Genomic DNA, 24,973 nt, shown 5'->3' on the forward strand with positions numbered 1-24,973 from the left:
GGGCCGCCGTGTTCTTTTTCATCTGGTGAACGCCCCTCAGGTCTCGTTTGTTGCAAAGAGGACGACACCTACCGTCTTTACGATAATCACGATGTCGAGGTAGATCGATCGGGACTGATAGTACTCGATGTCGAATTGGACCCGCTCGTCGTAGGTTGTATCCGGCCGTCTTTTCACCTGCCACATGCCGGTGATACCGGGCTTCAGTCCCGTGTAGTAATGCAGGTTCTGCCCGTATTTCTCGGTTTCCTCAGGTGAAATCGGGCGAGGGCCGACAAGGCTCATATCCCCACGCAGCACGTTATAGAACTGCGGCAGTTCGTCGAGGCAGGTCATCCGCAAGATCTTGCCGAGCCAATGGACACGCGGGTCGCCGACGAGTTTGCGCTTCTCCATCCACTCCCTGTTTCGCTCGGGGTCGGAGGCCAGCAGTTCCGCAAGCCGTTCCGCGGCATCGAGGCGCATGGATCTGAACTTGAGACATTCGAACATCTCTCCCTGCGCGCCGACACGGGCCTGCCGGAAAAGGATGGGGCGCCCGTCGACGATCATGAGCGCAATTGCAATCAGCGCCAGGGCCGGCGCAAGGAAGATCAGCGCCAGGATGGAGACGGTCACGTCGATCAGACGCTTGGATCTGCTAGCGCGCCGTGTTGCGATGGTCCCGCGCGCGGTATGCCTCTGTCGTGCAACGCCATCAGAAACGGACAGCATATCTCTCACCCCTCCAAACACCGTTCGCCCTTAACAGGCTGCCAGCGGGCGCCTTAATTTACAATCGACCCTGATGGGCAGGACCTAGTCCAATGGAGGTACACGCCGGGCAGGAATACAGAAACGTTGCGTAAACCTCCTAATCGGGAGGTGGCAGAACGGCTCGGGGCTTCGCCAAGCGGTCGCAGCCTTTGCCGCAAGAGTACTCCGCCCACTGACCGAAACCGTTTCATAAGGCATCTCCACTGCGCAAATCATCGAGCGTCACTGTCTTTGTCAGTCGATGCTGCCGGAGATCGATCGTGGTCCGGTAGGCACGATGCAGCACGCGACCGTAGAGATCGACCAATGCGTCCGCCCAGGTTTCGGGCGTATGGGCGAGCGTGGCTGCCTGCCTGAAACAGTTCTCGCTCATTTGCCGGATCAGTGCGTCGTCGGTGGCAAGGGAGCGCATCGCAGCGGCAAGATCCTCGATGTCGGCGATGCGGAATTTGACGCCGCAGCCGAGGGCTGCGATCTCGTCGGCGAGCAACGCCGCATCGGTCAGGATGACCGGTATGCCGCTGGCGATGGCTTCGAGGGCCGCCAGCCCGAACGGTTCCGGCACACGCGACGAAACGACGACAGCACGAGCGCTGCGGATGATATCGCGCATTTCGTCCCTGGTTTTCCAACCGTGAACGGTCGCCTCTGGATAGGTTTTCTCGATGAGTGCGCGACCGGCACCATCACCGATGAAATGCAGCGGCACCTTGGCAAGGCTCGCCGCCCTGGCGGCGTCCTCGAAACCCTTTTCGGGTTCGAGCCGACCGACGAACACGAAGTTGCGGTTGGTCCATGGCTGAAGCCCGGGACCGACGAAGGGAAGGACGGGATTGCGGACCGTTTCCACTTGCGTGCCGTTCATGCCGGCACGGTCGAAATAGGCTCGCATCCTCTCATGCACGACGATGATGTTTGCGGCCGCTCGTTTGGTCGGGAAGAAGTGCTCGCGCAGCATATGTCGCGCCGAGCGCCAGGCCTTCTCATGCAGGCCGCGCTTGTCGCACTGCGTCGTCAGGCAGCGGCCGGACATCGGCTTCAGCTCACAGACACGATTGGTCCGGAAGTTGACGAAACCGCCATTGGGGCAGGCGAGGAAATAATCGTGAGCGTGAAGGACCACACGGTCGCGTACCGGCGCGAGCGCACGAAAGATCGCCGGCGACAGGATCTTCGACCAGCCATGAACGTGGTAGATCGTCGACGGGGTGTCGCGGCTGGCAATCAACCCGTTGAGGGCCTCGTAGACGATCGGATCGTAAAGACCGAGCCGCAGTGCATCGCTCCTTTGTCGCTCCAGCAAGGGAACTGCGTCCAGATTGATCGTATCGGCGGCCGGTCGGTCGACGGGCGCGCTGTCCCCGGCAAAGAAGGTCACCGGTATGTCGCGCCGTTGCAGCAACTCGGCCGAGAGTATGGCGAGGTTCGTGGCGCCGCCAACCCTGATGGAACGATCGTTGATGACGACGACGCGGTCGGGTGAGAGGGCCGTCATGGTCTTATTCGAGCCTTTCGACGTTTCGCGGCGCCAGCCGGCCGGTCAGCAGGTCCAGGAATGCGCGGGCATTGCCGCGCAGGCGACCTTTTCGATCGACCCAGGGCTCCGGGTTCCAGACCTTGACCAAATTCGCCACCAGATTGCGCAGGATCTGCACGCCGGCATGCCGAATGCTCATCGTGTCCTTGCGAATCAGGTAGATCGGATTGGCGATCTGCGAATAGCCGAACTTGATGCCTGGCGTGCGCGCCTTTTTGGTTCCGAGGTGAACGCCGACGAGATTGCCGGATTGCACCACGCGGCCAAGGTCGGCGGCCATCCGGCTGAAGTCGACGTCCTCAAGCCAACCGTAAAGCGGCAGGTTCTCGTCGAAGGCGAGGTCAGCTTCGCGAACAGGGCCGGTTCGAACCGCCATGTTGCAGCCATAGGCGTTGTAGATCGGCCTGAAGGCTTGCGTCGACTTTGGCAGACGTTCGTCCGCCTCGATCAACTCCAAGCCACCGTCGACCGAAATGCCCGGCCCGATGATGCCATCGGCAACCAGCGTGCCGGTGGCGACGACAATGTCGTCGTTCTCGGAAAACAGGCGCTCGACTTCCTCGACGTAGGATGGCGCCATCAGGAAATCGTCGTCCAGAAAGAGGATAACATCCGACTTGGCGGCGGCGAGGATGCGATTTCGCTGTCGACAGCTGCCGCGCTCGGAGATGATGACGATGACGCGGACCGCAAGCCCTTCGGTGCAGCAAGGGTCCATATCCTCGGGCGAGGTGAGGCAAACGTAAATCTCGTCCGGTTGGCGGGTCTGCCGGGCGATCAGGGGCAGGACGGCGGAGAGAATGTCCCTGCGCCCGCAGCTCGGTATGCCGATGGCAACCGTGACCGGACGATCTTCGGCGTAATCCTTTGTCGCCTGCATCATTTTCTGAACTTGCGCCATTGTTTTCGGTCCCAGCGGATGTTGGTACGGCGAGGGCCGTCGCTTCTGTTTGAAATGACGCCGAGCAACGCGACGCGTGATTTGCCGAATGTTGCCAAGGCCTCGCCCAACCGTTCGACGGTCATCTTGTCGGATTGTCCGAGAACCACGACGATGCCGTCGAGATAGGTACAGATCACGCGCGTATCGGCCGAATCCTCGAAGCCGGACATGTCGACGATGATCACCTTGTAGCGCTGTCTCAAAAGCTCGAGCTCGGATTTCAGCGCCGGCAGGTGGCCGTAGCGCTGATGCGCGACGGCTGCCTTGCGTGTCTGGTCGACGGTCAGAACCGGCACGCAGCGAACGGCCTTGCCGTCGAATTCCTCGACGTGCTGCGGCGCCTCCGATCTGCGCCTGGAGTATTGGCCGGCGATGCCCAGGATCCGCAGGCTCTCCATGCCGAAGCCCGCACCGTCCTCGGTGGTGACGCGGCTGAGCCGCGAGCCGACGAAATCCGCATCGACGAGCAGGACCGAGGTCCCTTCGTTCATGTAGAGCTGGGCGAGGTTGGCGGCGATCGTGGTCTTGCCCTCGCCGGGTCCGACCGAGGTCACGCCGATCACCGCCGTCGCATTGGCAGGAAAGGCGGAATCGACCGAGTTCTTGACGCCGCGCAGTGCCTCGGAGAAGCGCGAATAGGGCATGTCCAGGACCGATCTAAGCGGCAGCATGGTGGAGGCAATCGGGGGCTGATGGGGACGTGGGCTGCTTCTGAACATCGGCACGTGGCCGAGCGACGTTATCCCGAGTTCGGCGCGAAGGCGCTCGCTGGAGCTGACGCGCCGGTCGAGGCCGTCACGCAGCACCGACAGCATCAACCCGGTTGCCAATCCGAACATCAGCGAAAACGGCATGATCGTCGAAGGTTTCGGCCAGGTCTTGCCCAGCGGCGCCGTTGCCGCCGTGACGATGCGTGCCTTGCCGAGGGGGAAGGATTGCTTTTGCAAAGCGCCGATGAGCTGCTGTAGAATGCCCTCGTACATGCTGCGGTAGGTGGTCGCGCGGCTTTCCATCTCGGAGAGTTCGACGCGGGCGACGTTTTTGCCGGCACCCGCCGCGGTAAGGCTGGCAAGCTCGCTTTCCAGCAGCTTTTCCCGGGTCTTGGCGATGTCCACATTCGACTTGTAGAACTGTTCGATGCGCAGGAATTCGTTGCGAAGAGAGGCATCCAGCCGCGCAATATCTGCCTCGGCGGCGACAATAGCGGGATTTCCGCTGTCGTATCGGGTCTTGAGATTGTCGAGCTTGGCGGATGCCAGGCGCATTTCTTCGTTGAGCTTCTGGATCTGCGGGTTGTCGAGACTGTCGTTGACGGTCGCGACCAGCGTATCTTTCGACATGAGCTGTTGCAGCGTCATCAGCTTGGCCGATTCCGCTGCGGTCGCGGCGCGCGCTGCCAGCATCTGGCTGCTGAGTTCGGAAAGCTGTTGCTGATCGAGCGTCGATGCGGTGCCGACCGTTGTGATGTCGTTCTTGGCGCGAAACTCTTCCACCGTCATGGCGGCTGCGCGCGCCTGCGCACCGACTTCGATAAGGCGACTTTCCAGCCACTTGGCGCCGCTTCTCGCGGCGTCCGATCTCTCGTTCATGCCCGTGCGGATATAGGCTCCAGCAATGGCGTTGGCGGTCTTGGCCGCCTTTCGCGGGTCCGTGGAAGAGTAGCCGATCTCAAGCACGTAGGATTGGCCGACGCGCCGCACGGTTACGCGCGAGAGAAAGGCGGCCATCGTGCGCCGCATCAGATACTCGTCATCGACCTTATCATCGTCGGAATTCTTGGCCCCCGACGAGAACAGCGAGCCGATCATACCGCGGATCGAGACGCCGCCGCCGACAATTTCCGGATCAGTGGTCAAGTCGAGTTGTTCGATCACGGCGCGGGCAATCGCCTCGGATTTGACGATTTCGACTTCGCTGGCGATTTCGGCTGCTTCGATGATGATCGTTCCGGTCGAGGCATCCTGTGAGGCGATGCGACCCTGCTCGGGATCGATCACCAGGCGGACGGTCGCGGTAAAGGTCGGTGCCGTGTTGAGTATGTAGAAGGCGCCGAGCGCCAGCCCGATCACACCACAGATCCCGATGCGAATGAGGTGCCGCCGCAGGAAGTCGGAAACATCGCGGAAGGATATGCTCTCCTGCCCGGCCGAACGCTTGGCCTCGAAGTTCTCATCCAGCACGATTTTTGAGATGTCATGCACGACCATTGGTGTTCCCCATGAAAATACGCTGCGCCACAGTCGATCTGTCGTTGCTATTGGGACTGCTCGATGCCCACCGATGTCAGAAGCTTGTTATCCAGCGCTGCCGTCAGCGCCGAGCGCACGTCGAGCACGTCGCCCGGAACCAGCAATGTTGCTTCCGTAACCCTCACGGCCGGGTCGGTGCCGCCGCCGTGTGTTATCCAGTACTCCAGCGGCTCCAGGTCCATTGCCTTCCTGTCGGCGAAACGGGAAAGCGAAGCGCCGTTGATCTGCAGCAGTTGCAGCGTCGTGCTGCGCTTGAGCTTCAGATCTTCGATCGCGGCTTCCGTCGTCTGCAGGTCGCGGCCGGCTTCGGTTCGGCGTTGACCCTGCAAGGTCACGGCATCGCGTTCGGTTTCGCTGAGTTTCTGCTTGGCGCGCATGGCGGCCACCTGGAGGTCGAGCTTGTCGCTTTGCAGCTCTGCGACGATCCGCTCGAGCGACGTCTGCCGCGACTTCGTCACCGTCTGGTCGTTCACCAGCTTCGATATGCCTTTGAGCTCGTCCTGGGCGATCTCGATCTGACGCTGCTGGACGGCCGTCTTTTCATCGAGCACATCGATTTCGTTCTTGAGCAGCGTGCCGAGCTCGGCAAGGGAATCGAGCTGGCGGCGCATGGCTTCGATCCGGGCATCGAAGAGCGTGCTCTCGTCTCGTACGATCTGCTGGATGGCGGCGCCATCGGCGGCCTTGAGCGCCTGGGGAAACTCGATCTTGGCGCTGTCGGTGAACTCGGCCCTCAGCCGCGCCCGACGGGCGGCGAGTTGCATCATCTCGAGTTCCATCCGGTTCAACTCGCCGGTGTAGCGGATCTGCTCCATGTCGGAGTAGCCGCCGGCAGGGTTCGTACGGCGTTCGCGCCCGCCCGCCATGGCCACCGCCTGCATCACAGTCATGCCCGGGCGGAATTCCAGCTCGCTCGGCCGGTCGACCAGACCCGTGACATAGATCATCGGGTAGCGGACAACTTCGACGGATGTCTCCGGCGCCTTGCTAAGGCCGGTGCGCTCCTTCAGGAGGTCGGCGATCGTGGCCGCCAGTTCTGCAGGTGTCCGATCCTTGGCCTTCACTTCGCCGACCAGCGGAACCGAGATCGTGCCGGCGGGGGAAACGACGTATTCTCCGTTGAGCGCGGTCCATTCCTTGTATTCCCCGGTCGCCGCGACCCATTCGACGATCGCGACCTTGACCCTTGTCTGGGGCTGCAAACGGAACACCGGCTCGGCATGGGCCTGATGGATGGGAGCAAGAGTGCTCAGGCCGATCGCCAGGTATAGGGTCGAGACACGGCCAAGCGACGACAGGCGATGTAGAATACGGTGATCGGCATGGGGCATGGGGCCTCGCTGATGTTCCAGCGCGCCACGGTACCGGACAGCTCGGCTTGGTGTGGCGCGTCGGATTGATTGTCGGCCCAAAACGTTCGAGGTAAATTCCCTGCGGTCTAATCGCGGGTAATCCCTTTAGGGGAATATCCCTAAACCGGCGGCACCATCGGATAGGATTGCCTCGGCCTATGGCTAAGCCCGGGTCGGCCGCCACCGGCAGCTAAACCTTTCGGGTAGGACGATCGTTCCTTCGGATGCACCCCCGGACCGATCTTGGCTCTGTGCACGCGCACCTTGTGTGTCCCATGCTGCGGCAGGATCGTTTCAGAGGGGAGCACTATGCGCGTCGCAATCGTTCATTATTGGCTGGTATCGATGCGCGGCGGGGAGAAGGTGATTGAATCGCTTTGCGACCTCTATCCCGAGGCCGACATCTTCACCCTGGTTTATGATCCGGGCCGCGTGTCCGACACGATCAAGAAGCACAAGGTCACCTCGTCATTCCTACAGCGCATTCCGGGAGCGATCGGGCACTATCAGTCGCTGCTGCCACTGATGCCTTTTGCGCTCGAGAGCCTCGATCTCAGCGGCTACGACCTGATCATTTCGAGTGAGTCAGGGCCAGCGAAGGGGATCATCCCGCCGCCACATGCAGCACACATCTGCTACTGCCATTCTCCCATGCGCTATCTCTGGGATCACTACCATGCCTATCGGTCGAGCGCGGGCCTGTTGTCACGGATGATGATGCCGGTGTTGGCGCCGATGCTGCGCAGCTGGGACGTCAATACCAGCATGCGGGTGGATCGGTTTGTTGCCAATTCCCATCATGTCGCGGCACGCATCGCCAAATACTACCGACGTCCGGCCACGGTCGTCTATCCGCCTGTGAGCACAGAGGACTTCGCACCCTCGACGCAGATCGAGGATTTCTATCTTTGTGCAGGGCAGATCGTTCCCTACAAGCGAATTGACCTCGCGGTCGAGGCGTTCACGAAGATGGGCAAGAACTTGGTCGTGATCGGCGACGGCAAGGAGCAGGATATCGCCAGGCTGAAGCGCATGGCCGGTCCTACCGTCACCTTCCTCGGGCGCGCGCCCTTTGCAGTGCTGAAGGAAAAGCTCTCGCGCTGCCGCGCTCTTGTCTTTCCCGGAGAGGAAGACTTCGGCATCGTGCCTGTCGAGGCCATGGCGAGCGGCCGTCCGGTCATCGCCTTTGGCGCCGGGGGGGCGCTTGAAACCGTCGTGCCCAATCTGACGGGCATGCTTTTCGAGCAGCAGAGTGTCGACGCGCTGATCAAGGCGATCTACGCTTTCGAGGCGCGCGAAGATACCTTCCGGCCCGACGTCATCAGGACACACACTGCCCAGTTCAGCGTCAGGAAATTCAAGTCCGGCATGCAGGCGGTGATCGATGACGAGCTTCGTCAGCGCCGCGCGCTGCCGTTCGGCGACGGAAAACTGGCGATCGGCGGTTTTCAATTGCGCGATGCGGAAAGCGCGACGCCGCTGCATTGAGGGCGGGCGAGGCTGCGTATCGACCGCCAGTCGCAGCAACGACTGGCCAGCGATGTTCAAACGGGAATTGCCGGCGCGCCACCTTGGCTTGCCGTCGGCCGGAAGAGGTGGACATGCGTTTTCTTGTTCGTCGGCTGGAGGCTTTCAATCGGGATGAGCTGCCCGCTTGGCGTGGTGCTCAATCGCTGCCGAGACAGGCGCTGCTATTCGTGCCGCGCCTCCTCGAATTCCTCGTAATGTATGCCGTCGGTCTGCTTGCCCTTGCGGCAATCCTCGTTCTGATGACGGTTGGGTGGCTGGCGGGGCTCGACCGCAAGGCAAGTTGACCGATGGGCGGTTGAAGCGACGCTCCCGGTGGCGGCACCTTCTGCGGTCTGTCTCACGATGCGGCTTTTGAGCCACACTGGTCCGACGCTCTCGCCATCCTATGTCCATATTGGCGCAACTGCCCTTCGGCAGGTGTCCGCAGGCGATTGGTGTTCTCCATCAGCAACAGTCCGCCGCAAACTTGCATCCGGGTGCTCGCGCCCGGAGCGGTGCCTTCGAAATGTCCGATCGGCGTTCAACGGTGACGTCTCTGTTGCTCGATTCGTTTTCCAAAAGACCGAGTGCTGTTGATCAATAACGATCCGAAAAGGAGCGAACTATGAAAAAGAGTCTTGCGATGGCGCTTACTGCTGCAACCCTGGCGTCTGCCGGTGCGTGGGCCGTCAATGCCGCCGACCTGCCGACCTACAAGGACACCTACCGGGAGCCGGACGCGCGCGGTGGCGTCAAGATCGGTTACCTCGACTGCAACATTGCCGGCGGTGCCGGCTATGTCCTGGGTTCGGCCAAGGAAGTCCAATGCGTCTTCCGTTCGACCGTCGGCGCGGAGGCTTCCGACCACTATGCCGGTGCGATCCGCAAGCTCGGCGTCGATGTCGGCTTCACCACCCGCAGCCGGCTGATCTGGGCGGTGTTCGCGCCGACCGCCGGCTATCACAAGGGCGCGTTGAGCGGCATCTACCAGGGTGCGACCGCCGAAGCGACGCTCGGTGCAGGCGTCGGCGCCAACATCCTCATCGGCGGTACGGCCGGTGCCATCCACCTGCAGACGGTCAGTGTGACGGGTCAACTCGGCCTCAACGTTGCCGCGACCGGCACGTCGATGACGCTCACTTCGGTGAACTGATCTGCGAGCGGCGCGCGGCTCTGCTGCGCGCCGGTGCTTCCCCATCCTTTTTCGCCGCCTCCACATCTCAGGATCGCCGCGCTGCCTCAGCCGAAGCTGGCGTCGAGCAATCGTGTCGCCGGACCACGCATCGGCGTTGTTTCCGCAAGGCTGACTGCAGCCCATCTCCTGCACTTCCGGTCGAACGGCTGGCTTCCAGCGCCGACCACATGTGGCGCACCCTGTCTTCAGCGAGATTCCAGGCTGCAAACTTTGGGCGGGTTTTTCTCTCATCCCGCCCCGAAATAGAAATGCATTTCTTATAATGCATATTGTCTATGTGTTTTATGGAGTAATGGCGACCAGTACGGACGCTATGACAATCTGGAACACTCGGCATGTCCTATCTTCTCAGTCTTCTCGACAAGAGCCCGATCGATCCGGGAACCACCGCAACTGACGCGTTGCAGGCAACCGCCAGGCTGGCGGCGAAAGCGGAAGAGTGGGGCTATCACCGCTTCTGGCTGGCCGAGCATCACAACATGACAGGGCTGGCAAGCTCGGCGCCCGAAACGCTGATTGCCTATCTCCTGGCGCGCACATCCAAGATCCGCATCGGCTCCGGCGGCGTCATGCTGCAGCATTACAGCGCCTACAAGGTCGCCGAAACGTTCAACCTCCTGGCATCACTTGCGCCCGGACGGGTTGATCTCGGTGTCGGCAAGGCGCCGGGTGGCTTTCCTCTCTCGACAAGGGCACTACAGATCGGCATCGATCCCGAGCGCAAGCCGGGTTTTGCCGAACAGCTGAGCGATCTCAACCACTATCTTGCGCCCGGAAAATCCGACGACGGAGCGTTGCTGGCAACGCCCTTGCCCGTCCATGCGCCTGAACGGTTCCTGCTTGGGGCCAGTGTCGAGAGTGCGGAGCTTGCCGCTGCAAAAGGCTGGCAACTGGTGTTTGCCGCGCATCTCAATGGTGATCCGGACAACATCGAGCGAACTGTTGCGGCTTACGAGCGCGCAACGGGCGGTGGTCGGCCGATTTTGGCAGTCGCGGCGCTGGCAGCGGAAAGCGAGGAGCGCGCCCGCGAGCGCGTCGCCGGCCTTCGTATCTTCAAGGTTTTCCTCGGCAACGGCCAAAGCGTCAATGTCGGCAGTGAGGAACAGGCGGCCGAATTCGCGCGCCAGGCGGGCGTCAGCGACTACCGGGTCGAGGAAAAGAGCCCGAGCGTGCTGCACGGAACGCCGCGGCAGGTCCGCCAGGAGCTTGATGCGCTTCACCGCCGCTACGGCGTCAAGGAATTCGTGATCGACACGCCAGCCCTTCCTGCGGCCGAACGCTTCGCATCGATCGAACTCATCGCCAGAGAGCGGCTTTCGCTCGTCGCCTGAACATCCGCACAAGGATCTCGTCCATGCCCCAGAAAAATGTCACCTTCGGTATCATGCTGCAGGGCCCCGGCGGCCACATGAATGCCTGGAAGCATCCGAGCGGTCCCGCCGACGCTAGCGTCAACTTCGGATTCTTCGTCGACACGGCGCGCAAGGCGGAAGCCGCCGGTATCGCTTTCGCCTTCGTCGCCGACGGCCTCTATATCAACGAACAGTCGATCCCGCATTTTCTCAACCGCTTCGAGCCGCTGACCATTCTGTCTGCGCTTGCCGCATCGACCTCGAAGATCGGGCTCGTCGGTACCGTTTCGACCTCCTACAGCGACCCCTTCACCATCGCCCGCCAGTTCGCTTCGCTCGACCTGATCAGCGGCGGGCGGGCCGGATGGAACGCGGTGACCTCGCCGTTGGAGGGCTCCGGCCGCAACTATGGGCGCGAGCATCCGGAACATGAGCTGCGCTACGAGATCGCCGACGAGTATCTGGATGCGACCAAGGGCCTCTGGGACTCCTGGGACGACGATGCCTTTGTCCGTGACCGTCAGGCTGGCGTCTATGTCGACAAGGCCAAGATGCGCCGTCTGAACCACAAAGGCCGTTTCTTCCGCATCGAAGGGCCGCTCAACATCAGCCGGTCGCGCCAGGGACAGCCGGTGATCTTCCAGGCAGGGGCTTCCGATTCAGGTATCCGTCTTGCCGGCAAACATGCCGATGCCGTCTTCACCAATGGCGGCCCGATCGACGATGCTCAAGCCTTCTACAAGCAGATCAAGCAGAGTGCGATTGCTCAAGGCCGAAGGGCGGCCGATATCGGCCTCTTCCCCGGCATCGCGCCGATCGTCGGCTCGACGGCCGCGGAGGCGGAGACCAAGTATCAGGCAATCCGCGCGCTGGTCACGGTCGAGGAGGCGCTGCTCTATCTCGGCCGGTTCTTCGATCACCATGATTTCAGTGCCTATCCCCTGGACGAACCGTTCCCCGACATCGGCGATATCGGCAAGAACAGCTTTCGCGCGACGACCGACCGCATCAAGAAGACGGCGCGCGAGACCGGCCAGACTCTTCGCGAGATCGCGCTTGATGTTGCGACGCCGCGGACCGCCTTCATCGGCACCGCAGACCACATCGCCGACGAGATCATCCGTTGGGTCGATGGTGAGGCGGCAGATGGCTTCATCCTCGGCTTCCCGGTCATTGCCGAAGGCCTGCAGGATTTCGCCGCCCACGTGCTGCCGATTCTTGAAGAGCGCGGCTATTTCGACCCGCATCTGAAGGGCGAGACGCTGCGTGATCATCTGGGGCTGCCCTACAGGGAGAGCCGCTATGCGGCGGCGGCGGAAGAGATCGAGCAGGGAAGGGCCGTCGGCGCTTGAGGCGTCGACGGAGCCGCCGATGAACATGATCGTCAAGGACACACAGGCGGGGGACGCGGTCGAGCGAGGCATCGGCGCCTATCTCGATGAGATCGTCGCGCTACGCCACGATCTCCACCGCCATCCGGAACTTGCGTTTCACGAACACCGCACCAGCGAAATCGTCGTCAGTCGGCTCTCTTCCTGGGGCTACGAGGTGGCAACGGGAATTGGCGGAACCGGTGTCGTCGCCACCTTGAGCCGGGGTGAAGGCCAACGCAGCATCGGCATCCGTGCCGACATGGACGCCTTGCCGATCGAGGAGGCAACGGGTCTTGCCCATGCCAGCGTCCATCGCGGCGTCATGCATGCCTGCGGGCACGATGGCCACACGGCAATCCTGCTTGCCGCCGGACGCTATCTGGCGGAAGCAGGCCGCTTCGACGGCACCGTGCGGCTGATCTTCCAGCCGGCCGAAGAGATCGGCGCCGGCGCGCGCAAGATGCTGTCCGAAGGGCTGTTCGAACGGTTTCCCGTCGACGCCGTCTTCGGCCTGCACAACTGGCCGGGCGTTCCAACAGGGCAATTCGGCTTCGTTGCCGGTGCCGCCATGGCTTCGGTCGACCAGTGCAACATCACGATCGTCGGCAAGGGTGGCCATGGGGCGGAACCGCAGCTGACCGTCGATCCGGTGCTAGCGACCGCGTCGCTGATCACCGCCCTGCAGAGCGTGGTTTCGCGCAATGTCGACCCGCAGGAGATGGCGGTGGTTACCGTCGGCTCGATCCATGGCGGTTCGGCATCCAACGTCATTCCTGAAAGCGTGGCGCTGAAGCTGACCATGCGGGCCTTCAACGAGGCGACCCGCGCACTGCTCGGCGAGCGGGTACCTGCACTGGCGTGCGCTCAGGCCGAAAGCTTCGGCGCCACCGCGGAGGTGGATTATCGCCGCGGCTTCCCGGCTCTGATCAATCACCGCGCCGAGACGGAGCTTGCCCGCAGTGTCGCACTAGAAGCCTTCGGCCCCGGCCAGATCGTGAGCAACTTCAAGCCGCGCACGGCAAGCGAAGACTTCGCCTTCATGCTGGAGGAGAAGGCCGGCAGCTATCTCTTCGTCGGCAATGGCGACAGCGCGTCGCTCCATAGCGCCAACTACGACTTCAACGACGCAATCATCGCGCCTGCCGCCCGCTATTGGGTGCGGCTGGTCGAAACCTTCCTCGCATGATGACGACAACGGGATTGGCGAAACCATGAGCGATACGTTTCTCTACACCACCCCCCTCGACCCGCGTGCCAAGCCGCTGATCGACGAACTGATCATCGAATATGACAGCCGTTACGGCAACTACTTCAGCGACGAGGGTGCTGCGGCAGAACTCAACCGCTATCCACCTGATGCCTTCGCGCCGCCGCATGGCAATTTCGTGCTGCTGATCCGCAACGGCGAGACGATCGGCGGCGGTGCGTTCAAGCACTACGACGACCGCACCGCGGAGTTCAAACGCATCTGGACGCGCTCCGACCTGCGCCGCCAGGGATTGGCGCGCAGGGTTCTGCTCGAACTCGAAGCGCAAGCAGCAAGGCAAGGCTATTCCCGCATTTATCTGACCACCGGCTTCCGGCAGCCGGAGGCAGTGGGTCTCTATCTCGTCAATGGCTACACGGCGCTGTTCGACGTCGCTGCCGATCCGGAGGTCTACAAGACGCTGCCGTTCGAGAAGGACATCACCCATCTCGTCGCGTCGCTCGCGCTTCTCGGAGAGCCGCGCCCATCGCATCCGCAGGCAGTGAGCCACCCGTAACGCCGGCGTCCAACGGGCGCCAACCATCCAGAGAGGATGCATCATGGCCATTTTGACCGATTATGCCGGCGTTGCCGGAACCGGGCGAGCAAGCGAACCCAATCCGGGCTACGCGCATTATCGCATCGTGCCGGCCCGCCATCCTGGCAGGGCGCTCGGCACCCTGTTTGCTGCGCTCGTCATAACCGGCGTGCTTTATTCGGTGCTGACCAATCCTCGCTGGGGCTGGCCGGTCTTTGCCGAATGGTTCTTTGCAGAACCGGTGCTTGCGGGCCTTGGGCGGACGCTGCTCCTGACGGCACTTGCGACCGTTTCAGGCTCGCTACTTGGAACGGCTCTGGCGCTCGCCCGGGTGTCGAAGTCGCCGCTGCTCGGTGGCCTGTCCTTCGGTTACATCTGGCTGCTGCGCTCCATTCCGCTGATCGTGCTGCTGCTCGTGCTCAACAATCTCGGCTATCTCTACGAGACGATCTCGGTTGGGATTCCTTTCACCGACACGACGCTCTTCAACTACCCGACGACCCAGCTGCTGACGCCGTTTGCAGCAGCCTTTCTCGGTCTGACGCTCAATCAGTCGGCCTTCTTTGCCGAGATCGTGCGTGGCGGCATTCTCTCCGTCGATCACGGGCAACACGAGGCCGCGGCTGCACTCGGTCTTCCCCGTCATCGCCAGGCATTCCGTATCGTGCTGCCACAGGCGATGCGCTCGATCCTGCCGACCGGCTTCAACGAGATCATCGGGCTCGCAAAGAGCACATCAATGGTCTACGTGCTGGCGCTGCCGGAGCTCTTCTACACCGTTCAGGTCATCTATCGCCGCAATCTCGAAGTCATTCCGCTCCTGATGGTGGCCACCGTCTGGTACCTGGTGATCATGACCGGGCTGTCGATCGCCCAGCACTATATCGAACGCCATTTCTCCAAGGGGGCCGTTCGCAATCCGGTGCCGCTGCCGTTCCAGGCCTTCTTCTCGCGGTTTCGGCGTCCGCTGGCCGAGGTTGCGAGCAGTGGTGCCATCGCCCGCAAGACCGGTTTTCATGACGCGACTGCATTCCGCGCCGGCGGTGCCGTCCGCATCCATGGCATCTCGAAGAGTTTCGGTCCGCTGAAAGTGCTAGATGACGTCGAGCTGAGCTTGCCTGCCGGCAGCGTCACGGCGATCCTCGGGCCATCGGGTTCGGGTAAGTCGACTTTGCTGCGCGCCATCAATCATCTGGAGCGGGTCGATGACGGCTTCATCTCGATCGACGGCGATCTCGTCGGCTACAGCCAGAAGGGCAACACGCTCTATGAACTGAAGGAGAAGGATATTTTGAAGCGCCGCGCCGACATCGGCATGGTGTTCCAGAATTTCAATCTCTTCCCGCATCTGACGGTGCTGGAAAACCTCATCGAGGCACCGTTGCAGGTGCGCGGCCTCAAGCGCGACGACGCTGTTCGGTTGGCGCAGGAACTGCTGGCGCGGGTCGGCCTCAGCGACAAGATCAACGCCTATCCCCGGCAGCTCTCGGGCGGCCAGCAGCAGCGCGTGGCGATCGCACGGGCTCTGGCCCTTAAGCCGAAGGTCCTGCTCTTCGACGAACCGACCTCGGCACTCGATCCGGAACTGGTCGGCGAAGTGCTTGATGTCATCAAGGAACTGGCCCGCACCGGCACGACGCTTGTGATCGTCACGCACGAGATCGGGTTTGCCCGCGAGGTTGCCGACACCGTCGTCTTCATCGAGGCGGGCCGCATCCTGGAGGCCGGGCCGCCGTCCCGCATCTTCACCACCGCGGAACATCCGCGCACCCGCGAATTCCTCGCCAAGGTTCTCTGAAAATTCCAGGCGTGCATGGGCACGCTGGATCGTGCCGACACAATCTGCAACCCAAAGATGAAATGGAGTTTAAGTACATGGCATTTTTCGATAGAGCAAAACTGCTTTTGGCAGGAGCGGTCGCCGCAGCGACGCTCGGTACGGCCTCGGTTCAGGCGCAGGAGAAGTTCGATCTCAGCCCGGATACGTCCAACCGCGTGCGGGCCGAGCGGAACGAAGCGGCCATCAAGGCGATTGCGCCCGACTTCAAGTTCGTAAACCCAGGAAAATTCACCGTTGCCGTCAACCCCTGGGATCCGCCGATTGCCACCTACGCATCGGACTCCAAAACGGTCGTCGGCGCCGATCCCGATCTCGCCTCGCTGGTGGCCGATTCCCTCGGCCTCGAACTGGATCTCGTCGCGGTCGCCTGGGCCGATTGGCCGCTCGGCGTCGCCTCCGGCAAATATGATGCGGTGATCAGCAACGTGACCGTGACCGAGGAGCGCAAGGAGAAATTCGACTTCTCCACCTATAGGCGCGACGTGCTCGGCTTCTTCGTCAAGTCCGACAGCCCGATCACATCGATCAAGGAACCGAAGGACGTGGCGGGCCTGAAGGTGATCACCGGGGCCGGCACCAATCAGGAAAAGATCATTCTGGAATGGGACAGGCAGAACGTCGCCGCCGGGCTGAAGCCGATCGAGGTGCAATATTATGACGACCGCGCGGCTGGTGACCTGGCGCTGCAGTCCGGCCGGGCCGACGTCGAATTCAACCCCAATGCGACGCGCGCCTATGCCGCCTCGATCCGCAACGACACCAAGGTCGTCGGCATCGCCAGCGGCGGCTGGCCGCTGACCGCCGAGATCGCGGTGACGACCCGCAAGGGTGGTGGCCTTGCCGACGCGATCACCCTTGCCATCAACGACCTGATCAAGAACGGCAAATACGGCGAGGTGCTGAAGCGCTGGAGCCTGACCGACGAGGCGGTCGACGCGTCGCAGACCAACCCACCGGGCCTGCCGAAGAGCGGCTCCTGATCATTGCCTGTTGCGGGTCGGCGCCTGCTTTTGCCGCCGGCCCGTTCGTTCAACATCCCTTCCGGAGACGACAGAAATGCTTGGTCTAGCTGCATTGCGCCCCTCGTTCATCGCCGCATTTGCGACGGCACTTTTCCACCTTGCCCCGGCGCTGGCCGCCGACGGCTTCGATTTCAGCCCTGAACAACCGGGGCGCATCCGTGCCGAACGAAACGAGGCGGCGATTGCGGCGATACCGCCAAGCTTCAAATTCGTCACCCCCGGCAAATTCACCGTTGCCGTCAGCCCCGGCGGCCCGCCGCTTGCGACCTATGCGAACGATGCAAAGACCGTCATCGGCGCGGATCCGGAATATGCTTTGGCCGTCGCCGATAGTCTGGGGTTGACGCTGGAGCTCGTGCCAATCGCCTGGATCGATTGGCCGCTCGGCCTGACCTCGGGCAAATACGATGCGGTGATCTCCAATGTCGGCGTGACGGAACAGCGCAAGGAGAAGTTCGACTTTTCGAGCTACCGTCAGGGATTGCATGGCTTCTTCGTCAAGGCCGACAGCGCAGTTACATCGATCAAGGAGCCGAAGGATGCCGCCGGCCTGAGGATCATCGTTGGCGCTGGGACAAACCAGGAGCGCATTCTTCTCAAATGGAACGACGAGAATGTCGCTGCCGGGCTAAAGGCGCTCGAGCTGCAATACTATGACGACGAGGCCACGAGCCTTGTCGCATTGGCTGCAGGCCGCGCCGACGTGATCGTCCAGCCGCATGCGCAACTCGTCTTCATTGCCGCCCGCGACCGGAACATCAAACGCGTCGGCACCTTGAGCGCCGGTTGGCCGGAGCGATCCGACGTGGCGATCACCACGCGCAAGAACAGTGGCCTAGCCGACGCCCTGACCGCCGCCACCAACGGCCTCATTGACAATGGCACTTACGCCAAAATTCTCGAGCGCTGGCACCTGGCGGAAGAGGCGCTGCCGAAGTCGGAAACCAATCCACCCGGCCTGCCGAAATCCTGAGGTGAGCAACGATGACAGAGCATAAGATCTCGATCGATCATATCGGCTTTCTCACTCCCGGAAACTACGCGAGCGACGATCCCTTGGCGGGGCTGGAGCAGACTCTGCGCCTGCTCGAATATGGCGAGAGGCTCGGCTTCGCCAGCGCCTGGGTGCGGCAGCGCCACCTGGAGCCCGGCATCTCGTCGGCGGCCGCCTTTCTGGCGGCGGCGACCCAGAGAACCGATCGCATTCAGCTCGGCACGGCGGTGATCCCGATTGGCTATGAGAACCCCTACCGGTTGGCCGAGGACCTTTCGACCGTTGACGTGTTGTCGCGCGGCCGCCTGAATATCGGCCTGAGCGCGGGCCGCCCGCCACATGTGGACCTCATCGGTCCGCTCGCCTTTGACGGAGACTGGTCTGCCAGCGATTTCTCCCATCAGCGGGTTCTGCGTTTTGCAGATAATCTGCGCGGGGCATTTCTCGGCGACGAGCGTACCGTCATCAAGACACCGTTCGGCCCGCAGCGCCCACGGTTGCAACCCCATGCCAAGGGGCTTGTCGACAGGCTGTGGTACGGTGGCGGCTCCTTGCGCTCCGCCCGCTGGGCCGGCGAGAACGGCTTCAATCTCCTGATCGGCAACGTCACGACAGGCGAGCAGACCAACGACTTTTTCGAGGCGCAGGCACGCCAGCTCGAAACCTATCGGCAGGCTGGCGGCGCAGAGAAACGCGTCGCGCTCGGGCGCGTCATCGTTCCGCTCGATGGCGCCAACGCCAGCACCCGGCGCCGCTATCTCGACTACGCCGCCAGCCGGCATGAGCGCACGCTGACACCACAGGGCGAGCGGCGCACGCTGTTTGCCAGCGATCTCGTCGGTACGTCCGAGCAGATCCTCGAACGGCTGTTGGCCGATCCGATCCTGCCGCATGTGCGCGAACTCAGGCTCGAACTGCCCTACGAATTCGAACACGACGAGTATCGCCAGATCCTCGATGATGTCTTTACGCGCATCGCACCGGAGCTTGGCTGGTCGCCGACGAAGGGCGAGGCCGCTCGAACGCTGTCAGCGAACCCGGCGGCGGCTTAGGCCGCTGCCTACAATCCCAGATCCAAAACCCATGAGGCAGATCTGACAGTGACAAAAAGCATCGACTACTTCTTCTCGATCGGCTCGCCCTGGTCGTTCATCGGGCTTGAAGCCTTTGCGGCTCTCGCACGCCGGCACGAAGCGGCAATCACGCCCTACATGGCCACGGTGGTCGAGGAAAACGGCGGCATCTTCTCGCGCAATCGGCCGCAGGCGCGACGAGCGTACGGCACGCGCGACCTGAAGCGCTGGAGCCGTGTGCGGGGCAGGGAACTTCTGCTCGACGGCCGTCCGCCGCTCGCCGATCCCACGCCTGCGTCACGGATGGTGATTGCCACGTATCTCGACGGCAAGGACTGGTTCGCCTTGACGGAGATTTTGCAGGAAGCCTTCTGGGTCCGAGCCGAGGACATCGGCCGGTCAGAGGTGCGCGAGGCAGTAGCAACGCGCGCAGGCTTCGATGGCAGTGCCTTGCTTGCGCGGGAAAGTGCCGCAGACGTTGTCGAGAAATGGGCGTCCGATCGGGAGCATACTCTCAAGAGCGGCGTCTTCGGGTTCCCGACGTTCGGCTATGACGGCGAGATTTATTGGGGCCAGGACAATCTGCCGTTTCTGGAGCAACACCTGCAAGGCGAGCGGCCTTAGGCATCGGCGGGCGCGGAGATCGAGCGCTCGCGGCACGCCGTCGGATCACTTTTCCAAGCCTGGTACGATCTTTGGGTCGAGGTTCCTTTAATCCACTGTTTAACTCGATAATTTTCAGGATGCTTGAAGCCGAGCAGTCGAATGAAACCTTTTCCGTTGTTTGCGCATTTCCTAGACAACGATGGCTTTTGATGAGGTGTGCCATGAGTGTCCTGCGGCAATATGAACGCCTGAGCGCGATCCGAGATGTCCTGCAAGGCAAGCTTGAGCTTTACGAAGCGCGGGATTGTTTCGGGATCGATGATTTCGAAGACGGAACAACGAACGAACTTCGAGACCGCATCGCAGAGCTTTCGGACGAGATTTCCAATCTCAACCGTCGGCGCGAACGGTACGAAACCTGGTGATTTCGATTGTGGCTGAAGGCTGAAACCAACGCCACGACACAGGAAAGCCATGACCATCGAAATCAATTCGCGTATCGCCGGCCACCCGATCAACCCGCTCTTTCTCGAGCGTTGGTCGCCGCGCGCCTATGCCGGAGCGGAGATCTCCGAAGCCGAGCTGTTCGGCATCCTGGAGGCGGCGCGCTGGGCGCCGTCGGCCTATAACGCCCAGCCCTGGCATTTCATCTATGCCCGCAGAGGCACCGAGCATTGGGACAAACTGTTCGGCATTCTCAACGCATTCAATCAAAGCTGGGCCAAGGAGGCTTCCGCACTGATCTTCGTGCTGTCGAAAACGTCGCTGCTGCCTCCTGGCGCCAGCGAGGAAGTGCCTTCCTATACGCACTCGTTTGACACGGGGGCCGCATGGGGTGCGCTCGCGCTGCAGGCCGCCTATTCCGGTTGGCAGGCGCACGGTATGGCCGGCCTCGACTACGACAGGGCGCGGACCGAGCTTGGCGTGCCGTCCGATTACCGCGTTGAAGCCGCCGTGGCGATCGGCAGGATCGGCGACAAGGCGCAATTGCCCGAGGGGTTGCGGGAGCGCGAAGTGCCGAGCCCGCGGAAACCCCTGACGGAGATCGTGTCCGAGGGTCGTTTCGAGCGGTCTTGAACGCATTGCTCCGATGACTTTGCCGAGGGCGGGTCTCGCCCTCGGCCGCAATTCGGCTGACAGGTCACAATTGCCGTCTTACCTCAAAGTGGCTCTTCAATGGGTGTGTCATGGCCGGACGCGCCGTGCAGGGTCGCACCTGAAAACAGCTCGGAACCATAGGCCTGCTGCGCAACGATCGACGGAAAGCTCACGTCCCGGACGTCGAAGGACGGCATCAGGCTCATCATCGGAAGGATGCGCTCGAACACAGCACCGCCGAGCGGGGCGGCATTCCAGCCGGAGGTGCGGAAGCCATAGGTTTCCGGCAACCCTTTGGGCTCGTCCAGAATGGTCAGGAGCAGATAGCGCGGATCGTCGGCCGGAACGACACCCATGAAGGACGTGAGATTGAGATCCTTGGCATAGCGTCCAGCGACGACCTTTTCGGCCGTGCCGGTCTTGCCGCCGATGAAATAACCTTTGACTTCGGCCTTTCGCGCCGATCCGGTTCTGGCATTGAGGCGGAGCAGAAAACGCATGGCCTCGCCGGTTTCCGGCTTGATGAGGTCGGCGGCCAGCACCCGCTCTTCGACATCAGAGCCTTTGATCAATGTCGGCCTGATCAGGCGCCCGCCGTTGACGAGGGCCGCAACCGCAATGCTCGCCTGCAGCGGCGTCACGGCAATGCCGTGGCCGTAGGATGCGGTTGCCGTATCGATCTCGCGCCAGGAGCGCGGCAGTTGCGGATGCGCGCTCTCCGGCAACTCGGTCGTCAGTCGCGACATCTGTCCGAAACGAGAGAGAAAGGCGCGGAAGTTCTCAGGGCCGAGCGCGATCGCCATCTTGGCCATCGCGATGTTGGAGGAATAGATGAAGGCTTCCGGCAGGCTGAGCGGCCGGTATTTCCCGCGATAATCGCGGATGCGGAACCGGCCGAAGGCCAGCGGCCTGCTGGCATCGATGACGGAGCGGATGTTGAACTGCCCGGAATCGAGCGCCATGGCCGTCGTCAGGGCCTTGAAGGTGGAGCCCATCTCGAAGGTGGCGGCGGCAATGCGGTTGATACGATCAGGCTTCAGCGCATCGGCGGGGGTGTTGGGGTCGAAATCCGGCGCGGAGGCAAGCGCCAGCACTTCACCATTGGTGATATCGAGCACCAATCCGGCACCGGCCTTTGCCCCGAATTTCTCGATCGCCTTGGCAAGCTCGATCTGCAGCGCGTGCTGGATTCGGATGTCGAGCGTCAGCGTGACGGGCTGCAGGTTCTGATGGGAGAGGTCCATGCCGGTCTGGCGCAACACGTCCAGGCCCTGGCTCTCGATCCATTTTTCGATGCCGGCAATGCCGATATTGTCGATATCGACAGTGCCGAGCACGTGGGCGGCAAGCGAACCATTGGGGTAGACACGCCGCTTTTCCCGCTGGAAGCCGACGGCCGGAATGCCCGCGTCCCAGAGCGCCTGCTCCTCAGCCGGTGTCACCTGACGCTTGATCCACGCGAAGGGCGCCTTGCTTTTCAGCCGCTGGTGCAGTTCGCGAGCATCGAGATCGGGGAAGATGGCCGTCAGCTTTTCCACCGCCTCGTCGACGTCGACGATGAAGCGGGGCTCGGCATAGACACCGGAGCTTGGCACATCGATCGCCAGCAGATTGCCGTTGCGATCCAGGATCGAAGGGCGACCGACCGAGGGGCGCTTCGGCACATAGCCGGTGGTCTCGATTTCGGCCGTGCCGAGCTGGATCAGTCGCCCGAACATCGTCAGGAACACGACGATAAACACGGCTATCAGAAAGAGGATGCGCTTGCGGCGATCCGCGCGCGATTGAAGCCGTTGCACCATATCAGTAGAGCCCGCCGGTATTGCTGAGCAGCTTCTGCCGCAATTCAGGTGTTAGGCCCTGGTCGGCGCCGTTGGCCGGCAACTCGGCCATCTCCTTGTCGTCGATGACGGCGCAACCGCCGTCGCAGGGGCCGGTTCCCGGCTTGAAGGCTTCGAGGATGGCGCCTTGCGCGCCGTCCTGCGCGGGCCGCCCCGTCTTTCTGTCGACTGTCTGGAAGGACATGCCGGGCGGCGGATGAAAATCGGCCGCCGGTTTTCCCTGAAGTGCCACCTTCATGAAGTCGATGAAGATCGGTGCGGCGAGACCGCCACCGGTTTCGCCGTAACCCATCGGCTTCGGCGTGTCGTAGCCGAGGAAGACGCCGGTGACGATATTGGGGGTGAAACCCACGAACCAGACGTCCTTCTCGTCGTTGGTCGTTCCGGTCTTGCCGGCGATCGGGACACCCAGCGTGGCGACATTTCTGGCGGTGCCTCTTTCCACCACGCCACGCATCATCGAAGTGATCTGATAGGCCGTCATCGGGTCGAGCACATAGTCCCTGATGTCGACGAGATCAGGCTCTTCCTGGTTTTCCCAGGCAAGCGCATTGCAGTCCGCGCACTGGCGGCTGTCTTGCCGGTAGATCGTCCGGCCATATCGATCCTGAATACGGTCGATCATCGACGGGGTTATGGCCTTGCCGCCATTGGCGATGACGGCATAGGCGGAAACGAGCCGCAGCAACGTCGTTTCGCCGGCGCCCAGCGCCATCGGTAGGTAGGTGCGAAGCTCGTCGTAAATGCCGAAGCGCTTGCCGTAGTCGGCGACAAGGTCCATGCCAAGATGGCGAGCAAGGCGCACGGTCATCAGGTTGCGGCTGTTTTCCAGCCCCGTTCGCAGGGTCGAAGGACCGCTGAAGCGCCCATCATAGTTTTTCGGCCGCCATGTCTTGCCGGTGCCATCAGGGATGGCGATCGGCGCGTCCATGACGAGCGTGGTCGGCGCATAGCCGGTATCGAGTGCCGCGGCGTAGACGAACGGCTTGAACGACGAGCCGGGCTGGCGGTAAGCCTGGGTCGCGCGATTGAATTCGGATTGCGCGTAGGAAAAGCCGCCGGCGACCGCGAGCACCCGACCAGTGTTCGGGTCCATCGAGACCAGCGCTCCCTGCACCTGCGGCGGCTGGCGCAGGACATAGCCAGTCTCCTGCTTTTCGACATAGACGACGTCGCCCGGCTGCAACACGCCGTTGAGGGATGAGGCACAACGACGCTTGCCTTCGGCGAGCCGGCACAGAGCCCAGGCTGTGTCATCGCGGTCGATCATGGCCGTGTCTGCGGCCGCCGTCGCCGTTTCTGGTCCTGACGGTCTGAGGCCGAGTTCGGCCTTGTCGTTGCTTGCGGAGAGGACGACTGCGAGCTGCCATTCCGGAACGTCCGAGAGCGGCTGACGTTTGGCGAGCGCCTGCTGCCACCCTTCAAGCGAAGGCAGGCGGGTGATCGGCCCCCGGTACCCCTTTGCCTGGTCGTAGCCAACCAGTCCCTTTCGCAACGCCCGCATGGCCGCTTGCTGCAGCCGCGGATCGAGTGTCGTGCGAACCGAGAGCCCGGCAGTGTAAAGCGCTGCCTCGCCATAGCGGGTGCCTAACTGGCGGCGCACCTCCTCGGTGAAGTAGTCCGCCTTGTCGGTGGATGTCTCCTGTCGTTTCGGCCTGATGCTGAGGGGCGAGGCGGTGGCTGCGGCTGCAACCTCTCTGTCGATGACGCCGTTGCGGCGCATCTGCTCGATGACCCAGTCGCGCCGGGTGACGGCTCGGTCCGGATGGCGATACGGGTCATAATTGTTCGGCGCTTTTGGTAGGGCGGCGAGATAGGCCGCTTCGGCCACCGTCAGTTGATCGACCGGCTTGTCGAAATAGGTAAGCGCTGCCTGCGCGATGCCATAGGCGCCGAGACCGAGATAGATGTCGTTGAGATAAAGTTCCAGGATCCGGTCCTTGGAATAGGTCTGGTCGATGCGGATCGAAAGGATCGCTTCGCGCAGCTTGCGCTCGACCGTTCGATCGGAGGACAGGAGAAAATTCTTGGCGATCTGCTGCGTGATCGTCGATCCGCCAATCATGCGCCGGCCCGAGCCGTAGTTGGCGACATTCGACCAGAGCGCGGTGGCAAGACTCGTCAGGTCAATGCCCGGATGAAGGTAGAAGTTCTTGTCTTCGGCCGAAAGGAAAGCCTGCTTGACCCGGGCGGGAATGGCGCCGATCGGCAGGAACAGACGGCGTTCCCGGGCATATTGCGCAATCATGGCGCCGTCGCCGGCGTAAAGCCGGGTCGTGACCGCCGGCTCCCAGTTCGCCAGCGCCCGATGATCCGGCAGGTCTCGCGTCAGGGCCGCGGCGCAGAATGCCAGCCCGACGCCGAGAAGCGTTGCCAGATTGATCAGGGTTGCGAGCAGGTTTGCAATGAACTTCATGGCGGATGTCGGGGCTTTCGAATTTCGAAGGAC

21 protein-coding genes are annotated in these 24,973 nt (G+C 62.3%); 13 read left to right on the forward strand and 8 right to left on the reverse strand.

Features of this window, described 5'->3' with window-relative positions:
- Positions 1-36 precede the first annotated feature (36 nt).
- From IB264_RS27865 to IB264_RS27885, 5 genes are all read right to left on the reverse strand, one after another.
- Positions 37-714, reverse strand: a complete 678-nt coding sequence (locus tag IB264_RS27865) for a sugar transferase (protein ID WP_025428354.1) — start codon at positions 712-714, stop codon at positions 37-39.
- Positions 715-943: 229 nt separating this feature from the next.
- Positions 944-2,251, reverse strand: a complete 1,308-nt coding sequence (locus tag IB264_RS27870; RefSeq protein ID WP_025428355.1) for a glycosyltransferase family 4 protein — start codon at positions 2,249-2,251, stop codon at positions 944-946.
- Positions 2,252-2,255: 4 nt separating this feature from the next.
- Positions 2,256-3,194 carry a glycosyltransferase family 2 protein gene (locus tag IB264_RS27875; protein WP_225906406.1) on the reverse strand — a complete coding sequence of 313 codons (939 nt, stop codon included), beginning with the start codon at positions 3,192-3,194 and terminating at the stop codon, positions 2,256-2,258.
- The gene (locus IB264_RS27880; RefSeq protein ID WP_025428357.1) at positions 3,173-5,443 is read right to left on the reverse strand and encodes an exopolysaccharide transport family protein; all 2,271 of its coding nucleotides are present in this window, start codon (positions 5,441-5,443) and stop codon (positions 3,173-3,175) included. The genes IB264_RS27875 and IB264_RS27880 overlap by 22 nt, the downstream gene beginning before the upstream one ends.
- A gap of 47 nt (positions 5,444-5,490) precedes the next feature.
- Positions 5,491-6,816 (reverse strand): polysaccharide biosynthesis/export family protein, encoded by a 1,326-nt coding sequence (locus tag IB264_RS27885; protein ID WP_025428358.1) that lies wholly within the window; start codon positions 6,814-6,816, stop codon positions 5,491-5,493.
- Between the two features lie 330 nt (positions 6,817-7,146).
- Here IB264_RS27885 and IB264_RS27890 point away from each other — a divergent pair, with 330 nt between their 5' ends.
- The 12 genes from IB264_RS27890 (at position 7,147) to IB264_RS27945 (ending at position 19,603) form a co-directional block, all read left to right on the forward strand.
- A complete protein-coding gene (locus tag IB264_RS27890; protein ID WP_025428359.1) occupies positions 7,147-8,325 on the forward strand; it encodes a glycosyltransferase in 1,179 nt (392 codons plus the stop codon).
- Between the two features lie 113 nt (positions 8,326-8,438).
- Positions 8,439-8,651: a hypothetical protein gene (locus IB264_RS27895; RefSeq protein ID WP_025428360.1), complete on the forward strand. Its 213-nt coding sequence runs from the start codon at positions 8,439-8,441 to the stop codon at positions 8,649-8,651.
- Between the two features lie 320 nt (positions 8,652-8,971).
- Positions 8,972-9,499 carry a DUF992 domain-containing protein gene (locus IB264_RS27900; protein WP_057224028.1) on the forward strand — a complete coding sequence of 176 codons (528 nt, stop codon included), beginning with the start codon at positions 8,972-8,974 and terminating at the stop codon, positions 9,497-9,499.
- A gap of 377 nt (positions 9,500-9,876) precedes the next feature.
- The gene (locus tag IB264_RS27905) at positions 9,877-10,872 is read left to right on the forward strand and encodes an LLM class flavin-dependent oxidoreductase (RefSeq protein WP_025428362.1); all 996 of its coding nucleotides are present in this window, start codon (positions 9,877-9,879) and stop codon (positions 10,870-10,872) included.
- A 23-nt stretch (positions 10,873-10,895) separates the two neighbouring features.
- Positions 10,896-12,245, forward strand: coding sequence for an LLM class flavin-dependent oxidoreductase (locus IB264_RS27910; RefSeq protein ID WP_025428363.1), 1,350 nt, complete (start codon positions 10,896-10,898; stop codon positions 12,243-12,245).
- 19 nt (positions 12,246-12,264) lie between these two features.
- Positions 12,265-13,452, forward strand: coding sequence for a M20 aminoacylase family protein (locus tag IB264_RS27915; protein ID WP_038578097.1), 1,188 nt, complete (start codon positions 12,265-12,267; stop codon positions 13,450-13,452).
- A gap of 25 nt (positions 13,453-13,477) precedes the next feature.
- Positions 13,478-14,029 (forward strand): GNAT family N-acetyltransferase, encoded by a 552-nt coding sequence (locus IB264_RS27920; RefSeq protein ID WP_057207543.1) that lies wholly within the window; start codon positions 13,478-13,480, stop codon positions 14,027-14,029.
- A gap of 43 nt (positions 14,030-14,072) precedes the next feature.
- The gene (locus tag IB264_RS35270) at positions 14,073-15,848 is read left to right on the forward strand and encodes an amino acid ABC transporter permease/ATP-binding protein (RefSeq protein WP_081788921.1); all 1,776 of its coding nucleotides are present in this window, start codon (positions 14,073-14,075) and stop codon (positions 15,846-15,848) included.
- Between the two features lie 77 nt (positions 15,849-15,925).
- The gene (locus IB264_RS27930) at positions 15,926-16,870 is read left to right on the forward strand and encodes an ABC transporter substrate-binding protein (protein ID WP_025428364.1); all 945 of its coding nucleotides are present in this window, start codon (positions 15,926-15,928) and stop codon (positions 16,868-16,870) included.
- A 76-nt stretch (positions 16,871-16,946) separates the two neighbouring features.
- The gene (locus tag IB264_RS27935) at positions 16,947-17,885 is read left to right on the forward strand and encodes an ABC transporter substrate-binding protein (protein WP_057224031.1); all 939 of its coding nucleotides are present in this window, start codon (positions 16,947-16,949) and stop codon (positions 17,883-17,885) included.
- 11 nt (positions 17,886-17,896) lie between these two features.
- The gene (locus IB264_RS27940; RefSeq protein ID WP_192434422.1) at positions 17,897-18,958 is read left to right on the forward strand and encodes an LLM class flavin-dependent oxidoreductase; all 1,062 of its coding nucleotides are present in this window, start codon (positions 17,897-17,899) and stop codon (positions 18,956-18,958) included.
- Positions 18,959-19,006: 48 nt separating this feature from the next.
- Positions 19,007-19,603 (forward strand): 2-hydroxychromene-2-carboxylate isomerase, encoded by a 597-nt coding sequence (locus tag IB264_RS27945; RefSeq protein WP_025428367.1) that lies wholly within the window; start codon positions 19,007-19,009, stop codon positions 19,601-19,603.
- Here the strand turns inward: IB264_RS27945 and IB264_RS35465 are convergent.
- On the reverse strand, positions 19,600-20,067 hold the full coding sequence (locus IB264_RS35465; RefSeq protein ID WP_156407918.1) for a hypothetical protein: 468 nt from the start codon (positions 20,065-20,067) through the stop codon (positions 19,600-19,602). The genes IB264_RS27945 and IB264_RS35465 overlap by 4 nt on opposite strands.
- Here IB264_RS35465 and IB264_RS27955 point away from each other — a divergent pair.
- Positions 20,060-20,662, forward strand: a complete 603-nt coding sequence (locus IB264_RS27955; RefSeq protein WP_025428369.1) for a nitroreductase family protein — start codon at positions 20,060-20,062, stop codon at positions 20,660-20,662. The two genes, IB264_RS35465 and IB264_RS27955, sit on opposite strands and share 8 nt — an antisense overlap.
- Before the next feature lie 83 nt (positions 20,663-20,745).
- On the opposite strand, the gene IB264_RS27960 is transcribed toward IB264_RS27955, so the two are convergent.
- Both IB264_RS27960 and IB264_RS27965 read right to left on the reverse strand, forming a co-directional pair.
- Complete coding sequence (locus tag IB264_RS27960) at positions 20,746-22,485, reverse strand: penicillin-binding protein 2 (protein ID WP_025428370.1); 1,740 nt, start codon at positions 22,483-22,485, stop codon at positions 20,746-20,748.
- A 1-nt stretch (position 22,486) separates the two neighbouring features.
- Positions 22,487-24,940 (reverse strand): penicillin-binding protein 1A, encoded by a 2,454-nt coding sequence (locus IB264_RS27965; protein ID WP_057224035.1) that lies wholly within the window; start codon positions 24,938-24,940, stop codon positions 22,487-22,489.
- Positions 24,941-24,973 lie beyond the last annotated feature (33 nt).

The organism is Ensifer sp. ENS11 (genome assembly GCF_014851895.1).
Classification (GTDB): Bacteria; Pseudomonadota; Alphaproteobacteria; order Rhizobiales; family Rhizobiaceae; genus Ensifer; species Ensifer canadensis.